General features: G+C 70.0%; 18 protein-coding genes and 1 pseudogene. 12 read left to right on the plus strand and 7 right to left on the minus strand.

Annotated elements, in window-relative coordinates; genetic code table 11:
• Positions 1 to 205, plus strand: a pseudogene (locus AB1460_RS12225) (IS1380 family transposase); the annotation flags it as partial.
• Positions 206 to 560: 355 nt separating this feature from the next.
• Here AB1460_RS12225 and AB1460_RS12230 read toward each other — a convergent pair.
• Genes AB1460_RS12230 through AB1460_RS12240 form a run of 3 tightly spaced genes read right to left on the minus strand, consistent with a single transcriptional unit; the run spans position 561 to position 2,710 of the window.
• Positions 561 to 1,319 carry an SDR family NAD(P)-dependent oxidoreductase gene (locus AB1460_RS12230; RefSeq protein WP_368961179.1) on the minus strand — a complete coding sequence of 253 codons (759 nt, stop codon included), beginning with the start codon at positions 1,317 to 1,319 and terminating at the stop codon, positions 561 to 563.
• Between the two features lie 2 nt (positions 1,320 to 1,321).
• Complete coding sequence (locus AB1460_RS12235) at positions 1,322 to 2,353, minus strand: alpha/beta hydrolase (RefSeq protein ID WP_368961249.1); 1,032 nt, start codon at positions 2,351 to 2,353, stop codon at positions 1,322 to 1,324.
• Between the two features lie 51 nt (positions 2,354 to 2,404).
• Entirely contained in the window at positions 2,405 to 2,710 is a 306-nt protein-coding gene (locus AB1460_RS12240; RefSeq protein WP_368961181.1) for a putative quinol monooxygenase, read from the minus strand.
• A gap of 218 nt (positions 2,711 to 2,928) precedes the next feature.
• Between AB1460_RS12240 and AB1460_RS12245 the strand changes: the two genes are divergently transcribed.
• Positions 2,929 to 3,819: an AraC family transcriptional regulator gene (locus AB1460_RS12245; protein ID WP_368961251.1), complete on the plus strand. Its 891-nt coding sequence runs from the start codon at positions 2,929 to 2,931 to the stop codon at positions 3,817 to 3,819.
• A gap of 30 nt (positions 3,820 to 3,849) precedes the next feature.
• Complete coding sequence (locus AB1460_RS12250; protein ID WP_368961182.1) at positions 3,850 to 4,269, plus strand: nitroreductase family deazaflavin-dependent oxidoreductase; 420 nt, start codon at positions 3,850 to 3,852, stop codon at positions 4,267 to 4,269.
• 97 nt (positions 4,270 to 4,366) lie between these two features.
• Here AB1460_RS12250 and AB1460_RS12255 read toward each other — a convergent pair whose 3' ends face one another.
• Together AB1460_RS12255 and AB1460_RS12260 are read right to left on the minus strand one after the other, a co-directional pair.
• On the minus strand, positions 4,367 to 5,143 hold the full coding sequence (locus AB1460_RS12255) for a peptidoglycan-binding protein (RefSeq protein WP_368961184.1): 777 nt from the start codon (positions 5,141 to 5,143) through the stop codon (positions 4,367 to 4,369).
• 121 nt (positions 5,144 to 5,264) lie between these two features.
• Positions 5,265 to 6,161, minus strand: a complete 897-nt coding sequence (locus AB1460_RS12260; protein ID WP_368961185.1) for an AfsR/SARP family transcriptional regulator — start codon at positions 6,159 to 6,161, stop codon at positions 5,265 to 5,267.
• Positions 6,162 to 6,949: 788 nt separating this feature from the next.
• Here AB1460_RS12260 and AB1460_RS12265 point away from each other — a divergent pair.
• The 3 genes from AB1460_RS12265 to AB1460_RS12275 all read left to right on the plus strand — a co-directional run bounded on the left by AB1460_RS12265 (position 6,950) and on the right by AB1460_RS12275 (position 10,727).
• Positions 6,950 to 8,449: an MFS transporter gene (locus AB1460_RS12265; protein ID WP_368961187.1), complete on the plus strand. Its 1,500-nt coding sequence runs from the start codon at positions 6,950 to 6,952 to the stop codon at positions 8,447 to 8,449.
• Positions 8,450 to 8,592: 143 nt separating this feature from the next.
• Positions 8,593 to 9,342, plus strand: a complete 750-nt coding sequence (locus AB1460_RS12270) for a hypothetical protein (RefSeq protein WP_368961189.1) — start codon at positions 8,593 to 8,595, stop codon at positions 9,340 to 9,342.
• 611 nt (positions 9,343 to 9,953) lie between these two features.
• Positions 9,954 to 10,727: an AfsR/SARP family transcriptional regulator gene (locus tag AB1460_RS12275; protein WP_368961190.1), complete on the plus strand. Its 774-nt coding sequence runs from the start codon at positions 9,954 to 9,956 to the stop codon at positions 10,725 to 10,727.
• A gap of 89 nt (positions 10,728 to 10,816) precedes the next feature.
• On the opposite strand, the gene AB1460_RS12280 is transcribed toward AB1460_RS12275, so the two are convergent.
• Positions 10,817 to 10,981, minus strand: coding sequence for a hypothetical protein (locus AB1460_RS12280; protein WP_368961191.1), 165 nt, complete (start codon positions 10,979 to 10,981; stop codon positions 10,817 to 10,819).
• 103 nt (positions 10,982 to 11,084) lie between these two features.
• Positions 11,085 to 12,134: a phosphatidylglycerol lysyltransferase domain-containing protein gene (locus tag AB1460_RS12285; RefSeq protein ID WP_368961193.1), complete on the minus strand. Its 1,050-nt coding sequence runs from the start codon at positions 12,132 to 12,134 to the stop codon at positions 11,085 to 11,087.
• A gap of 408 nt (positions 12,135 to 12,542) precedes the next feature.
• On the opposite strand from AB1460_RS12285, the gene AB1460_RS12290 reads away from it, so the two are divergent.
• The 6 genes from AB1460_RS12290 to AB1460_RS12315 are packed head-to-tail and all read left to right on the plus strand — an operon-like array spanning position 12,543 to position 18,348.
• A complete protein-coding gene (locus AB1460_RS12290) occupies positions 12,543 to 14,237 on the plus strand; it encodes an aldehyde dehydrogenase family protein (RefSeq protein WP_368961194.1) in 1,695 nt (564 codons plus the stop codon).
• Positions 14,238 to 14,270: 33 nt separating this feature from the next.
• On the plus strand, positions 14,271 to 15,410 hold the full coding sequence (locus tag AB1460_RS12295; RefSeq protein WP_368961196.1) for an acyl-CoA dehydrogenase family protein: 1,140 nt from the start codon (positions 14,271 to 14,273) through the stop codon (positions 15,408 to 15,410).
• 19 nt (positions 15,411 to 15,429) lie between these two features.
• The gene (locus AB1460_RS12300) at positions 15,430 to 16,725 is read left to right on the plus strand and encodes an aspartate aminotransferase family protein (protein WP_368961198.1); all 1,296 of its coding nucleotides are present in this window, start codon (positions 15,430 to 15,432) and stop codon (positions 16,723 to 16,725) included.
• A gap of 5 nt (positions 16,726 to 16,730) precedes the next feature.
• Positions 16,731 to 17,246: a type II toxin-antitoxin system RatA family toxin gene (locus AB1460_RS12305; protein ID WP_368961199.1), complete on the plus strand. Its 516-nt coding sequence runs from the start codon at positions 16,731 to 16,733 to the stop codon at positions 17,244 to 17,246.
• A 14-nt stretch (positions 17,247 to 17,260) separates the two neighbouring features.
• Positions 17,261 to 17,788, plus strand: coding sequence for a hypothetical protein (locus AB1460_RS12310; RefSeq protein WP_368961200.1), 528 nt, complete (start codon positions 17,261 to 17,263; stop codon positions 17,786 to 17,788).
• The gene (locus AB1460_RS12315; protein WP_368961201.1) at positions 17,785 to 18,348 is read left to right on the plus strand and encodes a flavin reductase family protein; all 564 of its coding nucleotides are present in this window, start codon (positions 17,785 to 17,787) and stop codon (positions 18,346 to 18,348) included. The genes AB1460_RS12310 and AB1460_RS12315 overlap by 4 nt, the downstream gene beginning before the upstream one ends.
• Positions 18,349 to 18,364 lie beyond the last annotated feature (16 nt).

Consider the following 18,364-nt stretch of genomic DNA (forward strand, 5'->3'; position numbering starts at 1 on the left):
CGCCGCCGGCACCCTGGCCTCCGCCTTCCACGCCCGCGCCCGCGGCGCCACCCTGCGCACCCACCTGGTCAACATCCCCGCCCGCCTCGCTCGCCACGGCCGCGGACACATCACCCTGCACCTGCCCACCAGCTGGCACGCCGAGAACGCCCTGACCGGCCTGTTCCACGCCGTTCACGCGCTCCCACCCGCCCGCGCCGCCTGAACACCACCACCACCCCGCGGCCCGACACGCACCCGGTCAGCACCACCCGCCCCAGGCCCCCGATTCAGGACCCGGACACACCGCCAACGCGAGCGGCTGACCAGCCACACCCACACACGACTACCGAAAGTTAATAGTCGCTACAGATCGACTGGAATGAGCGCAGGAATCAAGCCGGTGCATCCAGGTTCAGGGGTCTGGCGAAGGCCGGGCTTTCCCACCAGGGACGACGGGCGCGCAGGAACCCTCTGACGCGGAGGACGGCAGGTGCGTTCCCAGGAATCCGTCGCTACCCGGGAAAGGCCGTTGAGGTTGTCCCTTTCATCTGCTGCGCCGCCCGAGACCAGCTGGACTGCTACAGGTTGTAGCCGCCGGAGACCTCGATGTCCTGGGCCGTGATCCACCGGCCCTCGTCGGCGAGCAGGGCGGCGATCGCCAGGCCGATGTCGTCGGGCTCGCCGAGCCGCCCGAATGCCGTCCTGGCCTCGATCGGGGGAATCACCTCGGGATGGAGCGCGAACGCGTCGCCGGCGATGCGCGTGCGGGTGGCGCCGGGCGAGACAGAATTGACGCGGATGCCGCGCTCACCGAGTTCCTTGGCAAGGTAGCGGGTCAGGACGACCAGTCCGCCCTTCATCGTGCCGTAGGCCGAGTAGCCCGCCTCCAGGCCGGAGAACCGGGCCGTGTTGCTGGCGGTGTTGACGATCGCGCCGCCGTCGGCCAGCAGCGGGAGCAGGGTCTGGGTGAGGAAGTACGGGCCTTTCAGCAGCGCCCGCATGAGCTCGTCGAACATCTGCTCGGTCGTGTCCTGGAACAGAGCCATCCGACCGAAACCGGCGTTGTTGACCAGGAAGTCGAACGTCTCCCGCTGCCAGGTGTCGCGCAGGGCAGCGACGACGGACTCACGGAAGGCCGGGAAAGCCTCCGAGCTGCCGACGTCCAGTGACAGCGCCACGGCCGTGCCGCCGGCCTTCTCGATCGACGAAACAGTTGTCCGTGCGCCGGCCTCGTTACCGTGGTAGGTGATGATCACGCCCGTGCCGCGCCGGGCGATCTGACGGGCGGCACTCTGCCCGATGCCGGAGCTGGCACCGGTGACGATAGCGACCTGCATGGTCAACCAATCTTCTGTGTAGCGGAAACAGCCGTCGCGGAAACGGTCGTCGCGGGAACAGTCAACGTCCCGCCGGGGCTGGGGGAAAGCACGCGGGCGAGCCAGTCGCGGCGTGTTCCGCGCGCCGCGGCGGACACCCGGACCTGCGGGAACAGTGCGTCGAAGCCGTGGAAACCGCCGGCCCAGACATGCAGTTCGGCCTGGCCGCCAGCCGCCCAGATGCGCGTGGCGTAGGCGACGTCCTCGTCGCGGAAGACCTCGGCGGTGCCGGCGTCGATGTAGGTGGTGGGCAGGCCGGAGACGTCCTCGGCCAGGGCGGGCGAGACGTGGCCGGGCACCTCGCCGTCCGCGAGGTCGCCGAGTACCGATCGCCAGCCGAACTCGTTCATCTGCCGGGTCCAGACGCCGGGGTCGCCGGAGAACTGCCGGCTCGACGTCGTGTCGTTGCGGTGGTCGAGCATCGGGCAGATCAGCATCTGGGCGGCTGTCGCGGGGGTGCCGAGGTCGCGCGCCATCAGGGTGACGCCCGCGGCGAGGCCGCCGCCGGCGCTGGTGCCGGCGACGACGATGCGGCCGGGGTCGATCCCCAGGTCGTCGGCGTTGTCGGCGGCCCAGAGCAGGCCGCGGTAACAGTCGTCGACCAGGGTCGAGCCGGTGGCCTCGGGCGCCAGTCGGTAGTCCGCGGAGATGATGACGGCGCCGAACGCATCAAGCCATTCGAGCGGGATGTCGATCTGCGAGAAGCGATCACCCATGATCATTCCACCGCCGTGAATCCAGTAGACGCACGGCGCCGCCGTCCTGCGCGTGGTTCCGGCGGGGGCAAGGATCGACATGGGGATCCGCGTGCCGTCCGAGGTCGGGATGGTCACCTCGCGCCGGGTCACGGCTCGCCCTTCGAGATGTGGCTCGAGCGACGTGGAGGCCAGCTGGCGCAGCCGGGCGAGCGACTCGGGCCGGAGCTCGGTGACGAGCGGCATGCCGGCGAGGGCGGCGCCCAGTTCGGGATCGATGGCGGTTCGGGCCGATGTCACGGTTCGGGCCGATGTCACGGTGACTCCCCTTCGAGAATGTCGGGCGGCGGATCAGAAGGCGGGCTTGCCGCCGACCGGGACCTCGTCGACGTATCGCGGCTCGTCGGCGAGCAGAGGCTGGATCTTCTCGGTCAACGCCCGTGCCGCACCGGTGGCGAAGAACCGGCCGTGTGCTTCCTCGCTCGTCCAGCCCTCGGTGACGTGGACGATGTCCGGGTTGCCGGCCGAGCGGCCGATCAGGAAGACGACGCAGTCCTCGACGGGCAGGGACGGCGAGTCCAGCAGCAGTCCGACGAGCTCGTCGCCCCTTCCGGGCTGGGCGGTCAGGGTGGCGTGGAATCCGTGGCTGACGGTCATGGCAGCGGCTCTCCGGGATCGTGAAGGAGGTGCAGGCTGGAGAAGACGGAGGAGAAAGTGGCAGAGGCGGAGCTGTCGGGCACTCCTGGGATACCGACCAACCCATGGAAACATCGCTACCAGCGAAAACGTTAGACAGATACCCCTGACCTCTTGCCTGATCCTCTCAGGCACGCGACTATCGCTGGGTGCTTGTATCGGGTCAGGAGCTTGCCGAGATGCGTGACCTGGTCTCCCGGCACGCCCGGCCGGACATGACCACCGCCATCGACGGTGTCCTCGCCTCGAAGGTCGAGTACTCGACCGAGCCGTCGCCGTCGATGTCAGGGACCGTGCTTGCCCTGGTGGCGCAGGGGGCGAAGCGGATCGCGCTGGGCGACCGCCTGTACGAGTACCGCGCCGGCCAGTACCTCGTCGCCTCGGTCGACCTGCCCATCACCGGCCAGTACGTCGAGGTGTGCCCGGAGCGGCCGTCGCTGGGCTTCGGGCTGGTCCTGAACCCCGCCGCCGTCGCCGAGCTCCTGCTGCGGGCGACCCCGGCGGACCTGCCGCCCGTCGGCGGTGGTGCGCCCTCGGGTATGGCTGTCAGCGACGCGTCCCCGGGGCTCGTCGACGCGGTGATCCGGATGCTGCGGCTGCTCGACCAGCCCCGGGACCGCCCCGTGCTGGCGCCGCTGATCGAGCGGGAGATCCTCTGGCGGGTCATCGTCGGCGAGCAGGGCGCCGTCGTACGTCAGCTCGGCCTTGCCGACAGCAGCCTCAGCCACGTCGCCCGGGCCGTCCGCTGGATCCGGGAGCACTACGCGCAGTCGTTCCGGGTCGAGGAGGTCGCTCGGCTGTCCGGCATGAGTGTGTCCGCCTTCTACCGCAACTTCCAGGCCGTCACCGCGATGAGCCCCATCCAGTTCCAGAAGCAGATCCGGCTGCAGGAGGCCCGGCTCCTGCTGGCCACCCACCCGGGCGACGTCACCGGGATCAGCCACCGCGTCGGCTACGACAGCCCCTCGCAGTTCAGCCGCGAGTACCGCCGCCAGTTCGGCATGCCACCCAGCCAGGACGCCGCCCGCATCCGCGGACTGACAGGGCGGGCCGCGCCCGGCCTCGTCTGAGACGCCTCCGCCTCGGGCAGACTGGGGTACATGACGTCTGCGATCGAGCTGCACGGAGCTCCCCATGTGGAGCGATACCTCGAGACCGACGGGCGCGACGGGTACCACTGGCGCAACGGCACGACGATCCTGCTGCTGTTCACCACGGGGCGCTCGTCCGGTCTGCCGCGCACCAACGCGCTGATCTTCCAGCCCTGGGAGGACGCCTACCTCGTCGTCGCCTCGAAGGGCGGCGCCCCGGAGCCGCCGGCGTGGTTCCTCAACCTGGAGGCCAACCCCCTCGTCGAGGTCCAGATCAAGGGCGAACGCTTCGCCGCCCGCGCCCGGGTCGCCACGCCGGAGGAGAAGCCGGGGATGTGGGCGAAGATGGTCGAGGCCTGGCCCGACTACGACGACTACCAGACGAAGACAGCACGGACGATCCCGGTGGTCGTACTCGAGCGCGTCTGAGGGACAGGGCCCGGGCGTATCACTCAGCCGTGGGTGCGGACAACAACTCCGGCCTGTCCGCACCCACGGTTCGCCCCGTCGGCGGAGCTGCGGGCCATTACCAGGTCCGGGCGAGGACGTTGGTCAGGTAGCCGGTCATGCGGTCCAGCTTCGGTTTGTCGTCGGGGTTGGCGGCCGAGAGCGTGCCCTGCGCCCATTCCGCGGCCCACGTGGGCACATTGTGGGCGACGATGACGTACGTCCAGTTGTGGCCCCATCGATCGGAGTCGTATCGTTCACGCATTGCCCTGGCGGTCGAGTCCAGGGCCCAGTACGGATCGAGCGCCTGCTCTCTGGTCACGCCCGGCAGGGTGGTGTTCCACTGGCAGAGCCCGAAGTCGGAGTTGGTCCAGTAGCCGACGGCGCCGGGATCCCAGTTGCTTTCCAGGGCAGTCACGCCCCTCAGCAGGCCGCGTGGAACGGTGTACTTGATGGCGTACCGGTCGGCGATCGGCATGAACAGCGCGTACGACGTCTCCTTGTGCACCAGGCCGGGCGGGTTCCGCTCGCTGGCGGCGAAGAACATGTCCTGGTTGATAACCGGCTGCCGGTGTTGTTGGAAGGCGACCACCGCGGCCCTCGTCCGATCGGCGAACCGGCCGTCCGCCGGAATGGGCGTACCGGGGCCGCTGTGCCAGTTCAGCGCCCGCTGGATCGCCTTCACCGCCGCCCGCACGGCGTCGATGTCGCCCTGACTGCTGCCGTCGGGAGCTCGTTCACCGGCGCCGATTCCGTAGTAGGGGCCGAAACCGGTTCCCGCGGCGTCGATGGTGCCCCCGTAACCGTCTCTCGGCCAGCTGCCACGACCCACGCGCACCCGGTCCGGTGTGGTCACCGTGACTCCTCCTCGCTGCCAGAACATCCTCGCTGCCAGAACATCGCCATCGCCGAGCGTAGGGTTCTCGATCCGCTCGCGGAACGAAACCGACGGAGTGGCTCGACGTCCTGCGCCGCGGTCAGCCGGCGATGGACGGTTCCCGGCCCAGCGTGCGCAGGAGGTTCTTGCCGAGGGCACCGCCCGGGCGGGCGGCGGGCTGGGCCGGCCCGTCGGCAGCGGAGGCCGGACCGGCGACGTGCACCTGCGCCGGCCGGCCGAGCATCGGGTCCTGCTCGAGGATGGCGCGTTCGTAGTCACGCATCCTCGGGGAGGGTTCGAGGCCCAGTTCGTCCATCAGCCGGCACCGCAGCGCGCGGTAGACGTCGAGTGCCTCCGCCTGCCGGCCGCACCGGTACAGCGCGATCATGAGCTGCTGGCTGAATCGTTCCTGGAACGGGTGTTCCCGCAGCAGATCCCGCAGCAGCGGGATGGTCCTCGCATGCTCGCCGCACTGCAGTTCGCAGTCGATCAGCGATTCGAGGGCGCCCAGCCGTAGCTCCTCGTACCGCGCGGACGCCGCGCGGCAGCGGGGGCCGCCGCGGGCCGCGCCGAACATCGGGCCGCGCCAGAGTCCGAGGGCATCCTGCAGCGCCTCGGCGGTGACCGCGGGCGGAGTGCCGCTCTGCCGGGCACGAATATCCGTCAGGGCGTTCGCGAAGATCTCGGCATCCAGCTCGCCTTCGCCGACAACGAGCTCGTAGCCACTGGAGTGGGCGATGAGTCGCGACGTGGCCGCGTCGGGTTCCAGCGCGGCCAGCTTCTGCCGGAGCCTGCTGACATGGGCCTGCAGGGCGTTCTCCACCCGGTCCGGATGCTGGCCGTTCCACAGTTCGTCGATCAGCATCCCGGTGCTGACCAGGCGCTGAGTGCTGGTGAGCAGGGTCAGGAGAAGGGTTCGCTGCAGCGATCCGGTCGGACGGACGAGCCGGGTTGACGTCTCGATCTCGAGCGGGCCCAGGACACGAAAGATCAGCATCTTCTCTACTACCCGTGAAGCACTGCGGGACGGTGGGGGGAACGGCGAGATCGCCGTGGGTCGCCGGGGCGTTCTCGAAATACCTGGCGCTGCGGCACCACGCGGTTCTCCCGACTATGGATGACCTGCCGACCGATACCAAGGTCCGACCTGCTTCGCTGCGACCGTGACAACGTCGATGATGACAACGATCCTCCCAGCGCTGGTGTCTTCTCTCTGACAGGCTTTGCAGCCATCCACGCCGCCCCGCAGGCAATCTCACCCGCAGGACGCCACACGGATCACAGCTCGACCAACAGTAGCTATCCGTGACCAGATATACACATTGAATAGTAGGCCTGACATCGCCGTGACGGGGTACTGACGAGTGGAATAACCAGCGGCGTTAGCGGGCACTGATGTCGATCGGCCACCCGCGGAGACCGGTAATTCCGCCACCGGTTTCGGCGTACCGTCGGCCGTGTGAGCGGCCAGCGCTCCCGGCACCTGCGGTTTCCCGGCCAGCACCGCTCACCCCCACCGCACCGCTGCTTTGCACCCTTGCATCCGCCTCGAGCACCCTCTCCTGCAGCGGCACCGGCGGATGCAGTTGCTTCAGGCACTCGGACGACCGCTCCGCCAACCGTCCGGACGACCATCCGGACGACCATCCGGACGACCGTTCAGTCGCGCCGTTCGCTTACCTCGCAGGTAATTGACGGGCCTGCGGCCGGCCATGGATCGTTCCCCCGAGCCAGTTCCGATCTGGTTCGACCGGCGGATGGTCCTGTCGATGAGGAGTGCCCTCGATGACCACGAGTTTCAACCCCGCGGCCCCGGCCAGGGCCGCGGGCGCCTCGACGGCGGCGCCCGCGGCGCCCCCGTCACCTGCGTCACCGGTCACAAAGCCACATCTCGGAACACTTCTGGTGGTCCTGACCGGCACATTCATGGGCGGCCTGGACTTCTTCATCGTCAACGTGGCCATCCCCTCCATGCAGATCGATCTGACGGCCAGCGCGGCTGCCATGCAGTTCGTGATCGCCGGATATGCCCTGGCCTTCGGCTCCGGCATGATCCTGGGCGGCCGGCTCGGTGACATCTACGGGCGGCGCCGCGTCTTCATCGCGGCCATGGCCGTGTTCACGTTGGCGTCGGCTGCCTGCGGCGTGGCGCCCAACGTCGAACTTCTGATAGCCGCCCGACTCCTCCAGGGAGCCGCCGCCGCGGTGATGTCACCGCAGGTGCTGACTATTCTTGGCACCACGTACACCGGCGAGGCGAGAGCCCGCGCCATCAATGCCTACGGCATGGCGATGGGTATCTCGGCGGTGTTCGGCCAGCTGATCGGTGGCCTCCTTATCAAGGGCGACGTTTTCGGGCTGGGCTGGCGGGCCTGTTTCCTCATCAACATTCCCATCGGCCTGGCGGCGATCCTGCTGGCGCCCCGGTGGGTTCCCGAATCCCGCGCCCCGGGCCGCCCCAGGCTCGACATCGTCGGCACGCTCATCGTGACGGCGGCCCTGGTCGCCGTCGTGCTGCCGCTGATCGAAGGCCGGGAGCAGGGCTGGCCGCTGTGGTCCTGGCTCCTCCTGGCCGCCGCGGTGCCGCTGTTCGCGCTGTTCGCCGGCTACGAACGCGCGGCAGCCCGACGCGGTGCCTCGCCCCTGATCGACCTGAGCCTCTTCCGTGAACGCGCGTTCACCGCGGGACTGCTGGCCCAGGTGGTCTTCTGGACCGGCCAGGCGTCGTTCTTCCTGGTCTTCGCCATCTACGTACAGCAGGGCCGAGGGCTGGACGCCCTGGAGGCGGGGCTCATCTTCGTCGCGATCGGCGGCGGCTACATGGCCACCTCGATGACCGCGCGACACGTAGCCGCCCGGTTGGGCCGGCAGGTCATCGCGCTGGGCGGGGTGCTGCGAATGATCGCCCTGACGGCAATGGTGATCATTCTCTACGCCGCGAGCAGCGATGTGAGCCTCGGCTGGCTGATCCCGGCGCTCATCCTCGACGGTGCCGGAATGGGGCTCGCGGTGGCTCCGCTCGCGGCGACGGTGATCTCCCGCATCACCCCGGCACACGCCGGCTCCGCGACCGGCGTCCTGACCACCGGAGTGCAGATCGGCAACGCACTCGGCGTCGCGCTGATCGGCGTGATCTTCTACGACATCATCGGCGACGGCGCGGGCCTGGAGACGTTCACCGACGCCTTCCGGACCAGCCTGTTCTTCCTCATCGGCATCGGGGCCGCGCTCGCTCTGCTGGTCCAGCTACTCCCCCGGGTGCCACGCGGCGCGGGTGGCCGCTAGCCGTTTCCCCTCGGGGAGGCGGGCTCGGGCAGTTCGCGTGACAGGTCCCGACACCATGCCCCGGCCCATGTCCCGGCCGGGGCATTGCCGGCTTTCTGTAGCAACCACATCTCGATCAACCACATCTCGGGCAGGAGGCTCCTATGATCAATTATCGCGACCTGGTCGAGCGGTACATGGCGATCTGGAACGAACCCGACCCCACGGCACGTCGCCGGGCGGTGGAGGAGCTCTGGGCACCGACGGGTGAGCACTTCGTCCAGACCTATGGCTTCCAGGGCTACGACGCCATCGAGGGCCGGGTCGGCCGGGCCCACATCCAGTGGGTACGGGACGGCGGCCACCTCTTCCTCGCGGGTGATGACCTCGCCGGCCACGGCAACCTGGTGAAGTTCAGCTGGGAGATGGTGCCCGCGGCCGGCGGTGAGGCCGCCTCGACCGGCTTCGACGTTCTCGTTCTCGACGACGAGGGACGGATTCTGATCGACCACCAGTTCACCGACCCGGCCGTCCCGTCGGTGGAGCGCAACGAGCTGGCAGACCGCTACCTGGCCGTGTGGAACGAGCCGGACCAGGCACGGCGCCGCGAGCGGCTCGCCGCCGTCTGGGCGCCCGGCGGCACGCTGGTGGACGCCGAGACCGGCGGCACGGCCAGCGGACTGGCAGCCGTCGAGAAGGTGGTGGCGGCCGCGGACGCCCGGATCGCCGCGGGCTACCGTTCCCGGCGCATCGGCGACGCCGACGGCCATCGCGACGTTCTGCGGCTGCACTGGGAGCTGCGTTCGGCGGAGGGCCGGCGGGCAGCGCACGGGTTCGACTTCCTCGTGCTCGACGCGGACGGGCGCATCTCGGCCAGCCACCGGTTCGTCGAACGGGTCGAGCCAGGCATCTGAGTGCCGGGGCGCCAGGGCATTCCTGGCGCGGCGGCCAGGTGACAGCAGCCCGGTGAGCGGGCAGCAGAGGACAAGCGGGCGGGAAACGGGCTTATGACCTTTCCCGCCCGCTTCACGTTGTCCGCACCAACCACCTGCCGCTCGGCGCGCCGCGGAGCGGCGAACCACCGGTGCCACTCCATCGCCTCCCACCGCGCCGCGGCGAGCACGCGCCAGCCGCCAGCCGCCAGCCACAGCCACAGCCACAGCCACAGCCAGCGCCGCACCCTTTATCACGTTCTGCGAAACGTTGCCGTTCACATTGGTATCACCTGCCCGACAATTGACTCGCAGCACCGGGCCACTCACTATGAGCATCAGCTGAGCGCAAGGAACCCTTGCCCATCTCGGTAGTGCCCGGAATTTCATCGTGAGGACACGGCGAGATCCCGGCACCCAGTTGGACAGTCACGTCGGTCCCAGTGGCGCAAGCCACTGATCACCCGGACCCGGCGCGACCATGTCGGCGAGTCGCATCGCCATGAGCGTGTGTCCACGGCCCAGGGTTTCGTGGCGCAGCACAGGGTCCACGCGTGGATCCGATCCCGATCTCGCGGCAGGAGTGGATCGCCATGCAGTTTTCCGTTCTCGGCTCGCTGGCAGTCTCCGCGCACGGCCGACGGAGCAGCATAAGTGGAAGATGTCAGGAAGCGCTTCTGCTGACATTGCTGATCAACGAGGGAACAGTGGTCGCGGTGGGAACCCTCATCGAGGAGCTGTGGGGGCCGCAGGCGCCCCGAAACGCGAGGAACGCGCTCCAGGCCCATGTGAGCCGATTACGGCGGGAACTCCACCGGCTGGAGCCGGACCGGCCCGAAGGCAGCATTGTGGCCCGCCACGGCGGCGGCTACCGGCTGAAACTGGCGCCGGCCGACGAGATTGACGCGACTGTCTTCATGACCGGTCTGCGTGACGTCCGGAGCTGGTGCCACAGCCGGCGGGACGAGGCCGTCGCACGGCTGCGGGAGCTGCTGTCACTGTGGTGTGGTCCGCTCTCGGGCGCCGCCGTCGAGGGCGCGATGTGCCGGGCGGCCGCAGCCCACTACGAGGAATCCCGGCTGGACGCGCTGGAGCTGTTGTTCGACCTCGAGCTGGTGGAGAACCGGCACGAGACGATCCTCAGCGAGGTACGGGAGCTGGCCGCCATGCATCCGCTGCGGGAGCGGTTCTGTGAGCAGCTGATGATCGCGCTGTACCGCTCCGGGCGGCAGGTGGAGGCACTCGACTACTACCACCGGCTGCGCCGTCGGCTGACCGGCGAGCTGGGCACCGGGCCGTCGGCGACGCTGCGGCGGACCGCGGAGGCGGTGCTCTCCCACAGCCCGCTGCTGACTGTTCAGCGGTGAGGGCGACGTGCCCGGCCGCCGGCCGCGACACGCCGGCGGCTGGGCACGGGCCTGCCCGCGCCCAGCCGCGCAGGGCCGGGCCTGACCGGTCAGCCCGCGACGGCGGCGAGCAGGCCGTCCAGCTCGGCGAGCACGCCGTCGGCCGCTGCGCACAGCGCGGTGTCATCCGGGTCGGCGCACACCGCGCCGAACAGTTCCACCAGTTTCTCCCTGGTCCGCTCCACGGCGGCGGGCGTGTCGGGCAGGTCGTTCATCTGGAGAGTCTCCGATCGGTGTTGGCGGAGTGCCGGCAGCCGGGGCGGGCCGGCGCGTGGGTGGCTGGTGCCCGTCGTGCCGTCGTGCCGTCACAGCGCGCCGTCACAGCGCGCCGGCCGCCCGGAAGATGTGGACGAAGTCGGCGATGCTCGCCGGGCCCTGGAACGCGACGTACTCGGGCAGGATCACGCTCTGCGCCCACTTCTCCTTGTAGGCGAGCTGGGTCGCCGCCGGGTAGACGGCTGCGCCGTGCTCCCAGAGGAAGTGCATGAACCAGGTGAACGCCGTGCTGGCACCCGGGAGCTCGAGATCGTCGCGCAGGGTGGTGAACGGCGTGAAGCCGAAGTGCAGCCATCGCACCCCCTCCGACTGGAGGACGTCGATGGCGGCCTTGTTGATCGCTTCCATGATGCCGGGTGAGTTGTCGGGCAGCCGGCGACTCAGGTCGTGCATCCAGCCCGGGCGGCTGCCGTACACCGGGGAGTAGGAGATGTACCCGGCGAGGCTGCCCTCGACGAGGCCGACGAACAACCGCCGGTGTTCCTGCATCGGCCCGCCGTACTGGCCGACCAGGTACTCCAGCTGCCGGGCGTTCTCGCCCTTGCTCGGCAGCCAGACCCGGTCGAGGGCGCGCATCTCGTCGTGCCAGTCGTCCAGGTCGGCCTCGATGACGGTCAGCCCGTTACGCAGCGCCCGCGAGATCTTGTTCCGCAGCTGCATGAACCTGGTGCCGGCCAGGGTGAACCCCGCCAGGTCCACCGCGTACGAGGAGCCGATCTGGTTCACCGTGAAGCCATGATCGGCGTAGATCGCCGCATCGGCGGCCTGGACCTGCACCGCGACGACGGTCTTTCCCTGCCTGCCGGCGAAGTCGACGAAGGCCGTCAACAGCTCGCGGTAGGACTCCGCGGGCGCGAAGGGGCCGCCGAGCTGGACGAGGTTGCGGCTGGTCGGCCGGTAGACGACGACTCCGGGCCGGCCGGGCAGCGTGAAGTACGCATTGCCCTCGTTGACCGCCAGGAAGGAGCTGGGATTCTCCGCGTCGGTGAATCCCTGAATGGCCCGGAGCGCGGCCTGGGCAGAACTCTCCGGGCTGGTTGGGTCGGTTCGGGTCACGGCTCTGGTCACGGGTTCGGTCACGGTTTCGGTCATCGGGATAGTCCTGTCCGCCGGTTCCGCAGGGATGGCTCGCCCGGGCTCCGAGCCTGCGACGGCGACTCTCACCGCACCTGCAAGGCTTTCCTGATCTGACCCACGGGCGTCGCGCGACCATACGACGCCAGAACTCGGGGCGGCAAGATACAGGAATACGTTTTGGGGCCCGTCCCGGCCCGGTCGTCAGCGGCCCGTAAGCGCGCTGTCAGAAATGCGTTCGCGGCGGCCGGTGGAACGTCTGGCGTCAGAAGAGCGTCAGCGCCGGGTAAGCCGGCACCGCCAGCATCGAATTCGACGGGCCAGGCAGCAGCCGCCCGGTGGAGCCGGGGTTGCGCAATGCGGGTTCCGGCACCTTTCACAGGTCCCCCGAGACATCGGCGATGGTCTGAGGAGAAGTCGACAGCCATGGCGAGACCACATCCGAGGCCAAATTCTGGAGACGGCCGGTCTGCGGGCGCGTACACACCGCCGGCCCGGGCGACCGTCTCCCCCGGAAGTCGGGAGAAGCCGCTGCTGAGCTATCCCTCCTACATCGGCGGCAAGGACGTCGAGGGTGTCGGCTGGGTGTACACGGTGAGTTCCCGGTCGTTGTTGGAGGACGTCTTCACCAGCGTCAGCCTGAAGCGTTCACTGGAACAGGATCCGGATCCGCTTTCACCGGCCGCCCAGCACCGGTATGTGACGGGCCGCTGCGCGGTCGTCGCCGATGCCGACGTGGACACGGCGACGGAGGCGGCGGCCGCCGCCGTGCCGGAGTGGGCGGCCGTTCCGCTGGCTGACCGGCTCCGGCTCGGCCGGCTCTTCCGGGAGAAGCTGCTGGAGCACGAGGAGACCTTCCTCGAGATCCTGGTGGCCGAGGCGCACCCCCGCCGGCTGGCCCGCTGGGAGCTGGCCTGCCTGTTGCAGGTCTTCAGCGAGGCCAGCTGCTCCTTCTACGAGCAGCAGATGTACGCCGAGTTCACGCACGGCCCGCGCCGGCTGATCGTCCGCCGCCAGCCGGATGGCGTCGTCTGCCTGAACCCGCCGCAGAACGCGCCGGCGCCGAGCTCGGCGCTCGCCGTGCTGGCGCTGATGGCCGGCAACGCCGTCGTCGTGCGGGCGCCCCGCAGCATCGCGCTGAGCACCATGTTCCTGTTGCGGGAGCTGGTGGTGCCGCTGCTCGACGAGCTCGGGGCGCCCCCGGGAACGCTGAACGTCATCTGCGGCAAACCGGCGCAGATGCTCGACCGCTGGCTCGAGCATCCCCAGGTGAACGACATCCTGTACTTCGGCGGCAGCGAGGCGGGGCTGCGCTTCGAACAGGAGTGCGTCGCCCGCGGCAAGAAGCCGATCCTGGAGCTGGCCGGCAACGACAGCTTCGTGGTGTGGAAGGACGCGGATCTCCCGCTCGCCGTCGAGGCGATCACCGAGTGCTTCTACGGCTCGGGGCAGATCTGCATGGTGCCCAACCACGTGATCGTGCACCCGGATGTCGCCGAGGAGCTGTTGCGACTGCTCAAGGCCCGGGCCGAGACGATCCGGCCGGGTTTCCCCGACGACGACGAGGTGGTGCTCTCACCGGTCCGTCGCAGCGAGAAGTTCTTCGCGCTGCTGCGGCAGGCCATCGCCGGCGGCGGTGAGCTGGTCACCGGCGGGCGGCGACTCGAGGTGGACGGGACACCCTCCCAGGCCGGGATGTTCCTGGAGCCGACGGTGGTCCGGGTGAACGGGCTGGCCGGTGCGCGGGAACTCGACATGGTGCGGCACGAGACGTTCTTTCCGCTGCTGCCGGTCGTCGTCCCCGCGCCGACCCCGGACGACGAACTGCTCGCCGAGATCATCCACTTCACCAACGCGAACGAGTACGGGCTGCGCAACTCCTTCTGGTCCGGCTCCCCCACCGTGGTGGAGCGCTACATCAGCCGGCTCCGCAACGGCGGCCTGGTGAAGGTGAACGACTCGCACATCGGATTCCTGCCCTACCTTCCGACGCACGGTGGGACGGGGCTGACGGGCGGCGCCTTCGGCGAGGCGAACTACCCGATCCTCAAGACCTCGCACATTCAGGGCGTGAGCATCGCGACCGGCGTCGTGCCGAGCATCGCGGCCTTCGAACGCTGAATTCCCGCCAGGGCCGACCGGAGGACATTTCCCATGCGTTCCCTCGACGTGGCGCGTGACGCCTGCGAACGTCACCACCCCGGGCTCGTGAAGAGCCTGGCCGACATTCCGCTGACCGAGCGGGAGACCCCCGGCAGCCCGGTGATCGACCTGTTCCGGACGCACGGCGGCACCGGGCTGCTGGCCCCGGCCGCCTACGGCGGGCACGGCGTCGACGCGCTGGAGGCGGTGCGGGTGACCCGGGCCGTCGGCGCCAGCTCGCCGTCGCTCGGCGTCGCCGCGACCATGCACAACTTCACCACCGCGATGCTCTTCGCGCTCGCCGCCGACGCGGACCGGCTCACCCCGTCGCAGATCCGGGAGCTGGCCCGGATCGCGCCGGAGGGCCTGCTGCTCGCATCCGGCTGGGCGGAGGGCCGCACCGAGCAGAACATCCTCAGCCCGTCGGTGGTGTGCGCCCCGGTCGACGGCGGCTTCCTGGTCAACGGGGCGAAGAAGCCGTGCAGCCTGTCCGGCTCGATGAGCCTGCTGACGGCGAGCGTGTCGGTTCCCGGGGAGAACGGCGCACCGACGCTGGCGGTGCTGCTGATCCCGGCGGACTCGCCGGGCATCACCATCCACCCGTTCTGGTCCAGCCCGGTCCTGGCCGCGGCCCAGAGCGAGGAGGTGCGGCTCGCCGACGTCTTCGTGCCGGACAGCCTGCTCATCCGGACGACGGCGGACGACCCGAAGCGGCTGGACGATCTGCAGGCCGCCGCCTTCGTCTGGTTCGAGATGCTGGTCACCTCCGCCTATGTCGGTGCGGCCAGCACGCTCGTCGAGCTGGTGCTGGCGCGGGGCCGCGGCAGTGTCAGCGACCGGGCCGCCCTCGGGCTGCACCTGGAGAACGCGGTCGCGCTCACCGAGGGCGTGGCCCGGGCGGTACGCGACGGCCTGGACGGCGACGAGGCGGTCTCGGCCGTCCTGGTGGCCCGGTTCGCCGCGCAGACCGCGATCGGCCTGGCCACCGACCTGGCTGTCGAGCTGCTCGGCGGGATCGCCTTCATCACCGCGCCGGAGATCGCCTACCTGTGCTCGGCGGTCCGCCCGCTGGGCTTCCACCCGCCGTCCCGGACCAGCACGGCGGACGCCCTCGTCGAGTACTGGGCCGGCGGCCCGCTCGTCCTCGCCTGACCGCACTGGAGGCCCCTTCATGACCACAGTCACCCAGCCGCCCACCGACATCGCCGGCCCCGAGTCGCCGGCACAGACCCTGCGGCGCTACCGCCAGCATCTGAGCAAGGGCCGGGCCGTCGTCGCCGAGATGTTCGGCAGCCACCTGGAGATGGCGTCGTCCGGTGCCTGGCTGTGGACCAGTGCGGGCGAGCGGTTCCTGAACTGCGGCGGCTACGGCGTGCTGACCCTGGGCGCCCGGCATCCGACCGTGCTGGCGGAGGTTCGCAACCAGCTGGACGCCCATCCGATCGCCACCCGCATCCTGCTGGAGCCGACCGTCGGCCGGGCCGCCGAGGCGCTGGCGTCGGTCGTCCCGCCGAGCCTGAACCGGATGCACTTCGCGCTCTCCGGCGCGGAGGCGGTGGAGACGGGGCTGAAGCTGGCCCGGGCCAACGGCCGGCGCCGACTGGTCTCGATGCACCTGGGTTACCACGGCAAGACCCTCGGCGCGCTGTCCGTCACCGCGAAGGAGGTGTACCAGGAGCCGTTCCGGCCGCTGCTGCCGGACGTCACGCACATCCCGTTCGGGGACCTGCCCGCGCTGGAGGCGGAGCTCGCCGCCCACCCGGGCGAGGTGTGCGTCATCGTCGAGCCGGTCCAGGGCGAGGGCGGGGTCATCCTGCCGCCGCCGGGGTACCTGCCCGGCGTCGAGGCGCTGTGCCGGGAGTACGGCGGTTTCCTGATCCTGGACGAGGTGCAGACCGGCATGGGCCGGCTCGGTGCCTGGTGGGGCGCGGACCTCTACGGGGTGCTCCCGGACGTCCTGCTCACCGGCAAGGCTCTCGGCGGCGGGGTGCTGCCGGTCTGCGCGGCGCTGGCGAACCGCAGGACGTTCTCGGTGTTCGACAAGGACCCGTACCGGCACACCGGCACCTTCACCGGCGCGCCGGTCCTGATGGCCGCCGTCGTGGGGGCGATCAGGGCCACGAAGGAGGAGGACGTCCCGGCGCGGGCGGCCAGCCTCGGCGCGCGGCTCCTGCCCGCCCTCACCGAGATCGTCACCCGGAAGCTGCCGGGGCTCGTGGTCGAGGTGCGTGGCCAGGGCCTGCTGATCGGCATCGAGTTCGCCGAGGCCGGGCTGGCCGGCGAGTTCCTCATCGAACTGTTCAACAACCGTGTCGTCGCCAACCACTCGATGAACGGGAGCTCGGTCGTGCGGCTGACGCCGCCGGCGATTCTCGACGACGCGCAGGTCGACTTCCTGCTCGCCGCCTTCGAGCAGGCCGCCGACGACCTGCTGGCACACGGTGCCACGATGCCGGAAGGGCTGTGACCGTCATGCGGAAAGTCGTACTGGACGCGGTCGTCCACGGGGTCTCCCCCGGGGACGTCTTCGAGAACGTGGCGTCGTGGGAGCGATACCAGGAACTGGCTCCGCACGCGGAGTCGGTGGTGGTGCACCGCGGCCGGCCGGAGCCGACCGGCTCGTCCAGCTGGGAGCTGCATTTCCGCAGCGGGCTGCTGCAGTGGTCCGAGGACGAGCGTTTCCTCACCGACCAGCTGCGGATCGAGTTCGAGCAGACCGAGGGCGATTTCGACGTCTTCACCGGTACCTGGACGCTCGCCGTCGACGGCGGAAACCCGGCTGACACGGCCGTGCGCTTCGTCTGCGACTTCGACTTCGGTATCCCGAGCCTCGAGGGCATTCTCGACCCGATCGCCGAGCGGGTCATCAAGGAGACGGTCGCCTGGGCGATCGCCGGCATGCACGAGAAGGTCACCTTCGGCGGCGGCCTGGACCTGACACCGGCAAACGTGGGCGGCGCCGAGGCTGCCGTCCCGGCCACGGCCTGACGAGGTATATCGCCATGGACGCCGCAAACCCGGTCGAGACACCGACCACCTACCGACTGCACCGGGCCGAGTACCTGGTCGCGTTCGCCGTCCTCACGGGCCTGTTCCTCGCGAACATCGGCGAGGTCCGCTGGCTGCCCGCGATCGTTCTCTTCGCCTACATCGACCTCATCGGCTACATCCCCGGCGCGATCGCCTACCGGCGCAGCCCGGACCACCAGGTTCCCCGGGCCTACTACGTCGCCTACAACGTGATGCACAGCATGATCACACAGGGGGCGGTGATCGGGGTCTGGATCTGGGTGGCCGGTCCCGAGTGGGCGCTGCTCGTGATCCCGATCCACCTGTTCGGCGACCGCGGCCTGTTCGGGAACTTCTACAAGCCGTTCGGCTTCGCCTTCGAACCCGAGCCGCACCCGGCCTACCAGCGGTTCGCCGCCGAGCTCGACCGCGACAGCGACAGCGGCGACGGCAGCGGCAGCGGCAGCGGCAGCGAGCCGGGGCCGGTGCTCTCCGGGCTGCCCGCCGGCTCCGGGACATGACCGTCGGGCCCGAGCCCGGGTCCGACGGTCGCCGTGACGCCGTCCGCCGGCTCTCCACCGGCGTGACGGTGCTGACGGTGCGGCACGGCGACGTCGTGCACGGCACCACGGTCAGCTCCGTCCTCGCGGTCTCCCGGGATCCGCTGCTGGTCGGGGTCAGCCTGCGGCGTGGCTCGCTGACATCCGACCTGGCCGTGGCCGGCGGGATGTTCGTGGTGAACGTGCTGTCCCGCCGGCAGGCACTGCTGGCCGACTGGTTCGCCGACCCGGACCGGCCGGCCGGCCTCGCCCAGTTCGACCGGCTCGACTGGCGACCGGACGCCGGCTGCGGCGCACCGCGGCTGGCCGGGGCCGTGGCGGCGATGACCTGCCGGCTGCGGACCCGGCTGACCACCGGCGACCACGACCTGCACGTCGCGGAGGTCGTCGACGGGACGGTTGGCGGCGGCAGCCCGCTGATCAGCTACGCCGCCGGGGTCCACGGCGCCGAACTGCACGAGGTGCCCCGCCGTCGAGGCCGGCGCCCACTCACCGGAGCAGCCGCGACCGGGCTCGACTGACCCGCGACCGATCTGA

The organism is Parafrankia sp. FMc2 (assembly GCF_041008525.1).
Lineage (GTDB): Bacteria > Actinomycetota > Actinomycetes > Frankiales > Frankiaceae > Parafrankia.

Excerpts from the sequence above, each read along its gene's own strand:
- AB1460_RS12245 (WP_368961251.1), top strand. The coding sequence starts at position 2,929 with ATGCGTGACCTGGTCTCCCGGCACGCCCGGCCGGACATGACCACCGCC.
- AB1460_RS12300 (WP_368961198.1), top strand. The coding sequence starts at position 15,430 with ATGACCACAGTCACCCAGCCGCCCACCGACATCGCCGGCCCCGAGTCG.
- AB1460_RS12285 (WP_368961193.1), bottom strand. The coding sequence starts at position 12,134 with ATGACCGAAACCGTGACCGAACCCGTGACCAGAGCCGTGACCCGAACC.
- AB1460_RS12310 (WP_368961200.1), top strand. The coding sequence starts at position 17,261 with ATGGACGCCGCAAACCCGGTCGAGACACCGACCACCTACCGACTGCAC.
- AB1460_RS12315 (WP_368961201.1), top strand. The coding sequence starts at position 17,785 with ATGACCGTCGGGCCCGAGCCCGGGTCCGACGGTCGCCGTGACGCCGTC.
- AB1460_RS12240 (WP_368961181.1), bottom strand. The coding sequence starts at position 2,710 with ATGACCGTCAGCCACGGATTCCACGCCACCCTGACCGCCCAGCCCGGA.
- AB1460_RS12275 (WP_368961190.1), top strand. The coding sequence starts at position 9,954 with ATGCAGTTTTCCGTTCTCGGCTCGCTGGCAGTCTCCGCGCACGGCCGA.
- AB1460_RS12270 (WP_368961189.1), top strand. The coding sequence starts at position 8,593 with ATGATCAATTATCGCGACCTGGTCGAGCGGTACATGGCGATCTGGAAC.
- AB1460_RS12260 (WP_368961185.1), bottom strand. The coding sequence starts at position 6,161 with ATGCTGATCTTTCGTGTCCTGGGCCCGCTCGAGATCGAGACGTCAACC.
- AB1460_RS12290 (WP_368961194.1), top strand. The coding sequence starts at position 12,543 with ATGGCGAGACCACATCCGAGGCCAAATTCTGGAGACGGCCGGTCTGCG.
- AB1460_RS12230 (WP_368961179.1), bottom strand. The coding sequence starts at position 1,319 with ATGCAGGTCGCTATCGTCACCGGTGCCAGCTCCGGCATCGGGCAGAGT.
- AB1460_RS12265 (WP_368961187.1), top strand. The coding sequence starts at position 6,950 with ATGACCACGAGTTTCAACCCCGCGGCCCCGGCCAGGGCCGCGGGCGCC.
- AB1460_RS12280 (WP_368961191.1), bottom strand. The coding sequence starts at position 10,981 with ATGAACGACCTGCCCGACACGCCCGCCGCCGTGGAGCGGACCAGGGAG.
- AB1460_RS12250 (WP_368961182.1), top strand. The coding sequence starts at position 3,850 with ATGACGTCTGCGATCGAGCTGCACGGAGCTCCCCATGTGGAGCGATAC.
- AB1460_RS12305 (WP_368961199.1), top strand. The coding sequence starts at position 16,731 with ATGCGGAAAGTCGTACTGGACGCGGTCGTCCACGGGGTCTCCCCCGGG.
- AB1460_RS12295 (WP_368961196.1), top strand. The coding sequence starts at position 14,271 with ATGCGTTCCCTCGACGTGGCGCGTGACGCCTGCGAACGTCACCACCCC.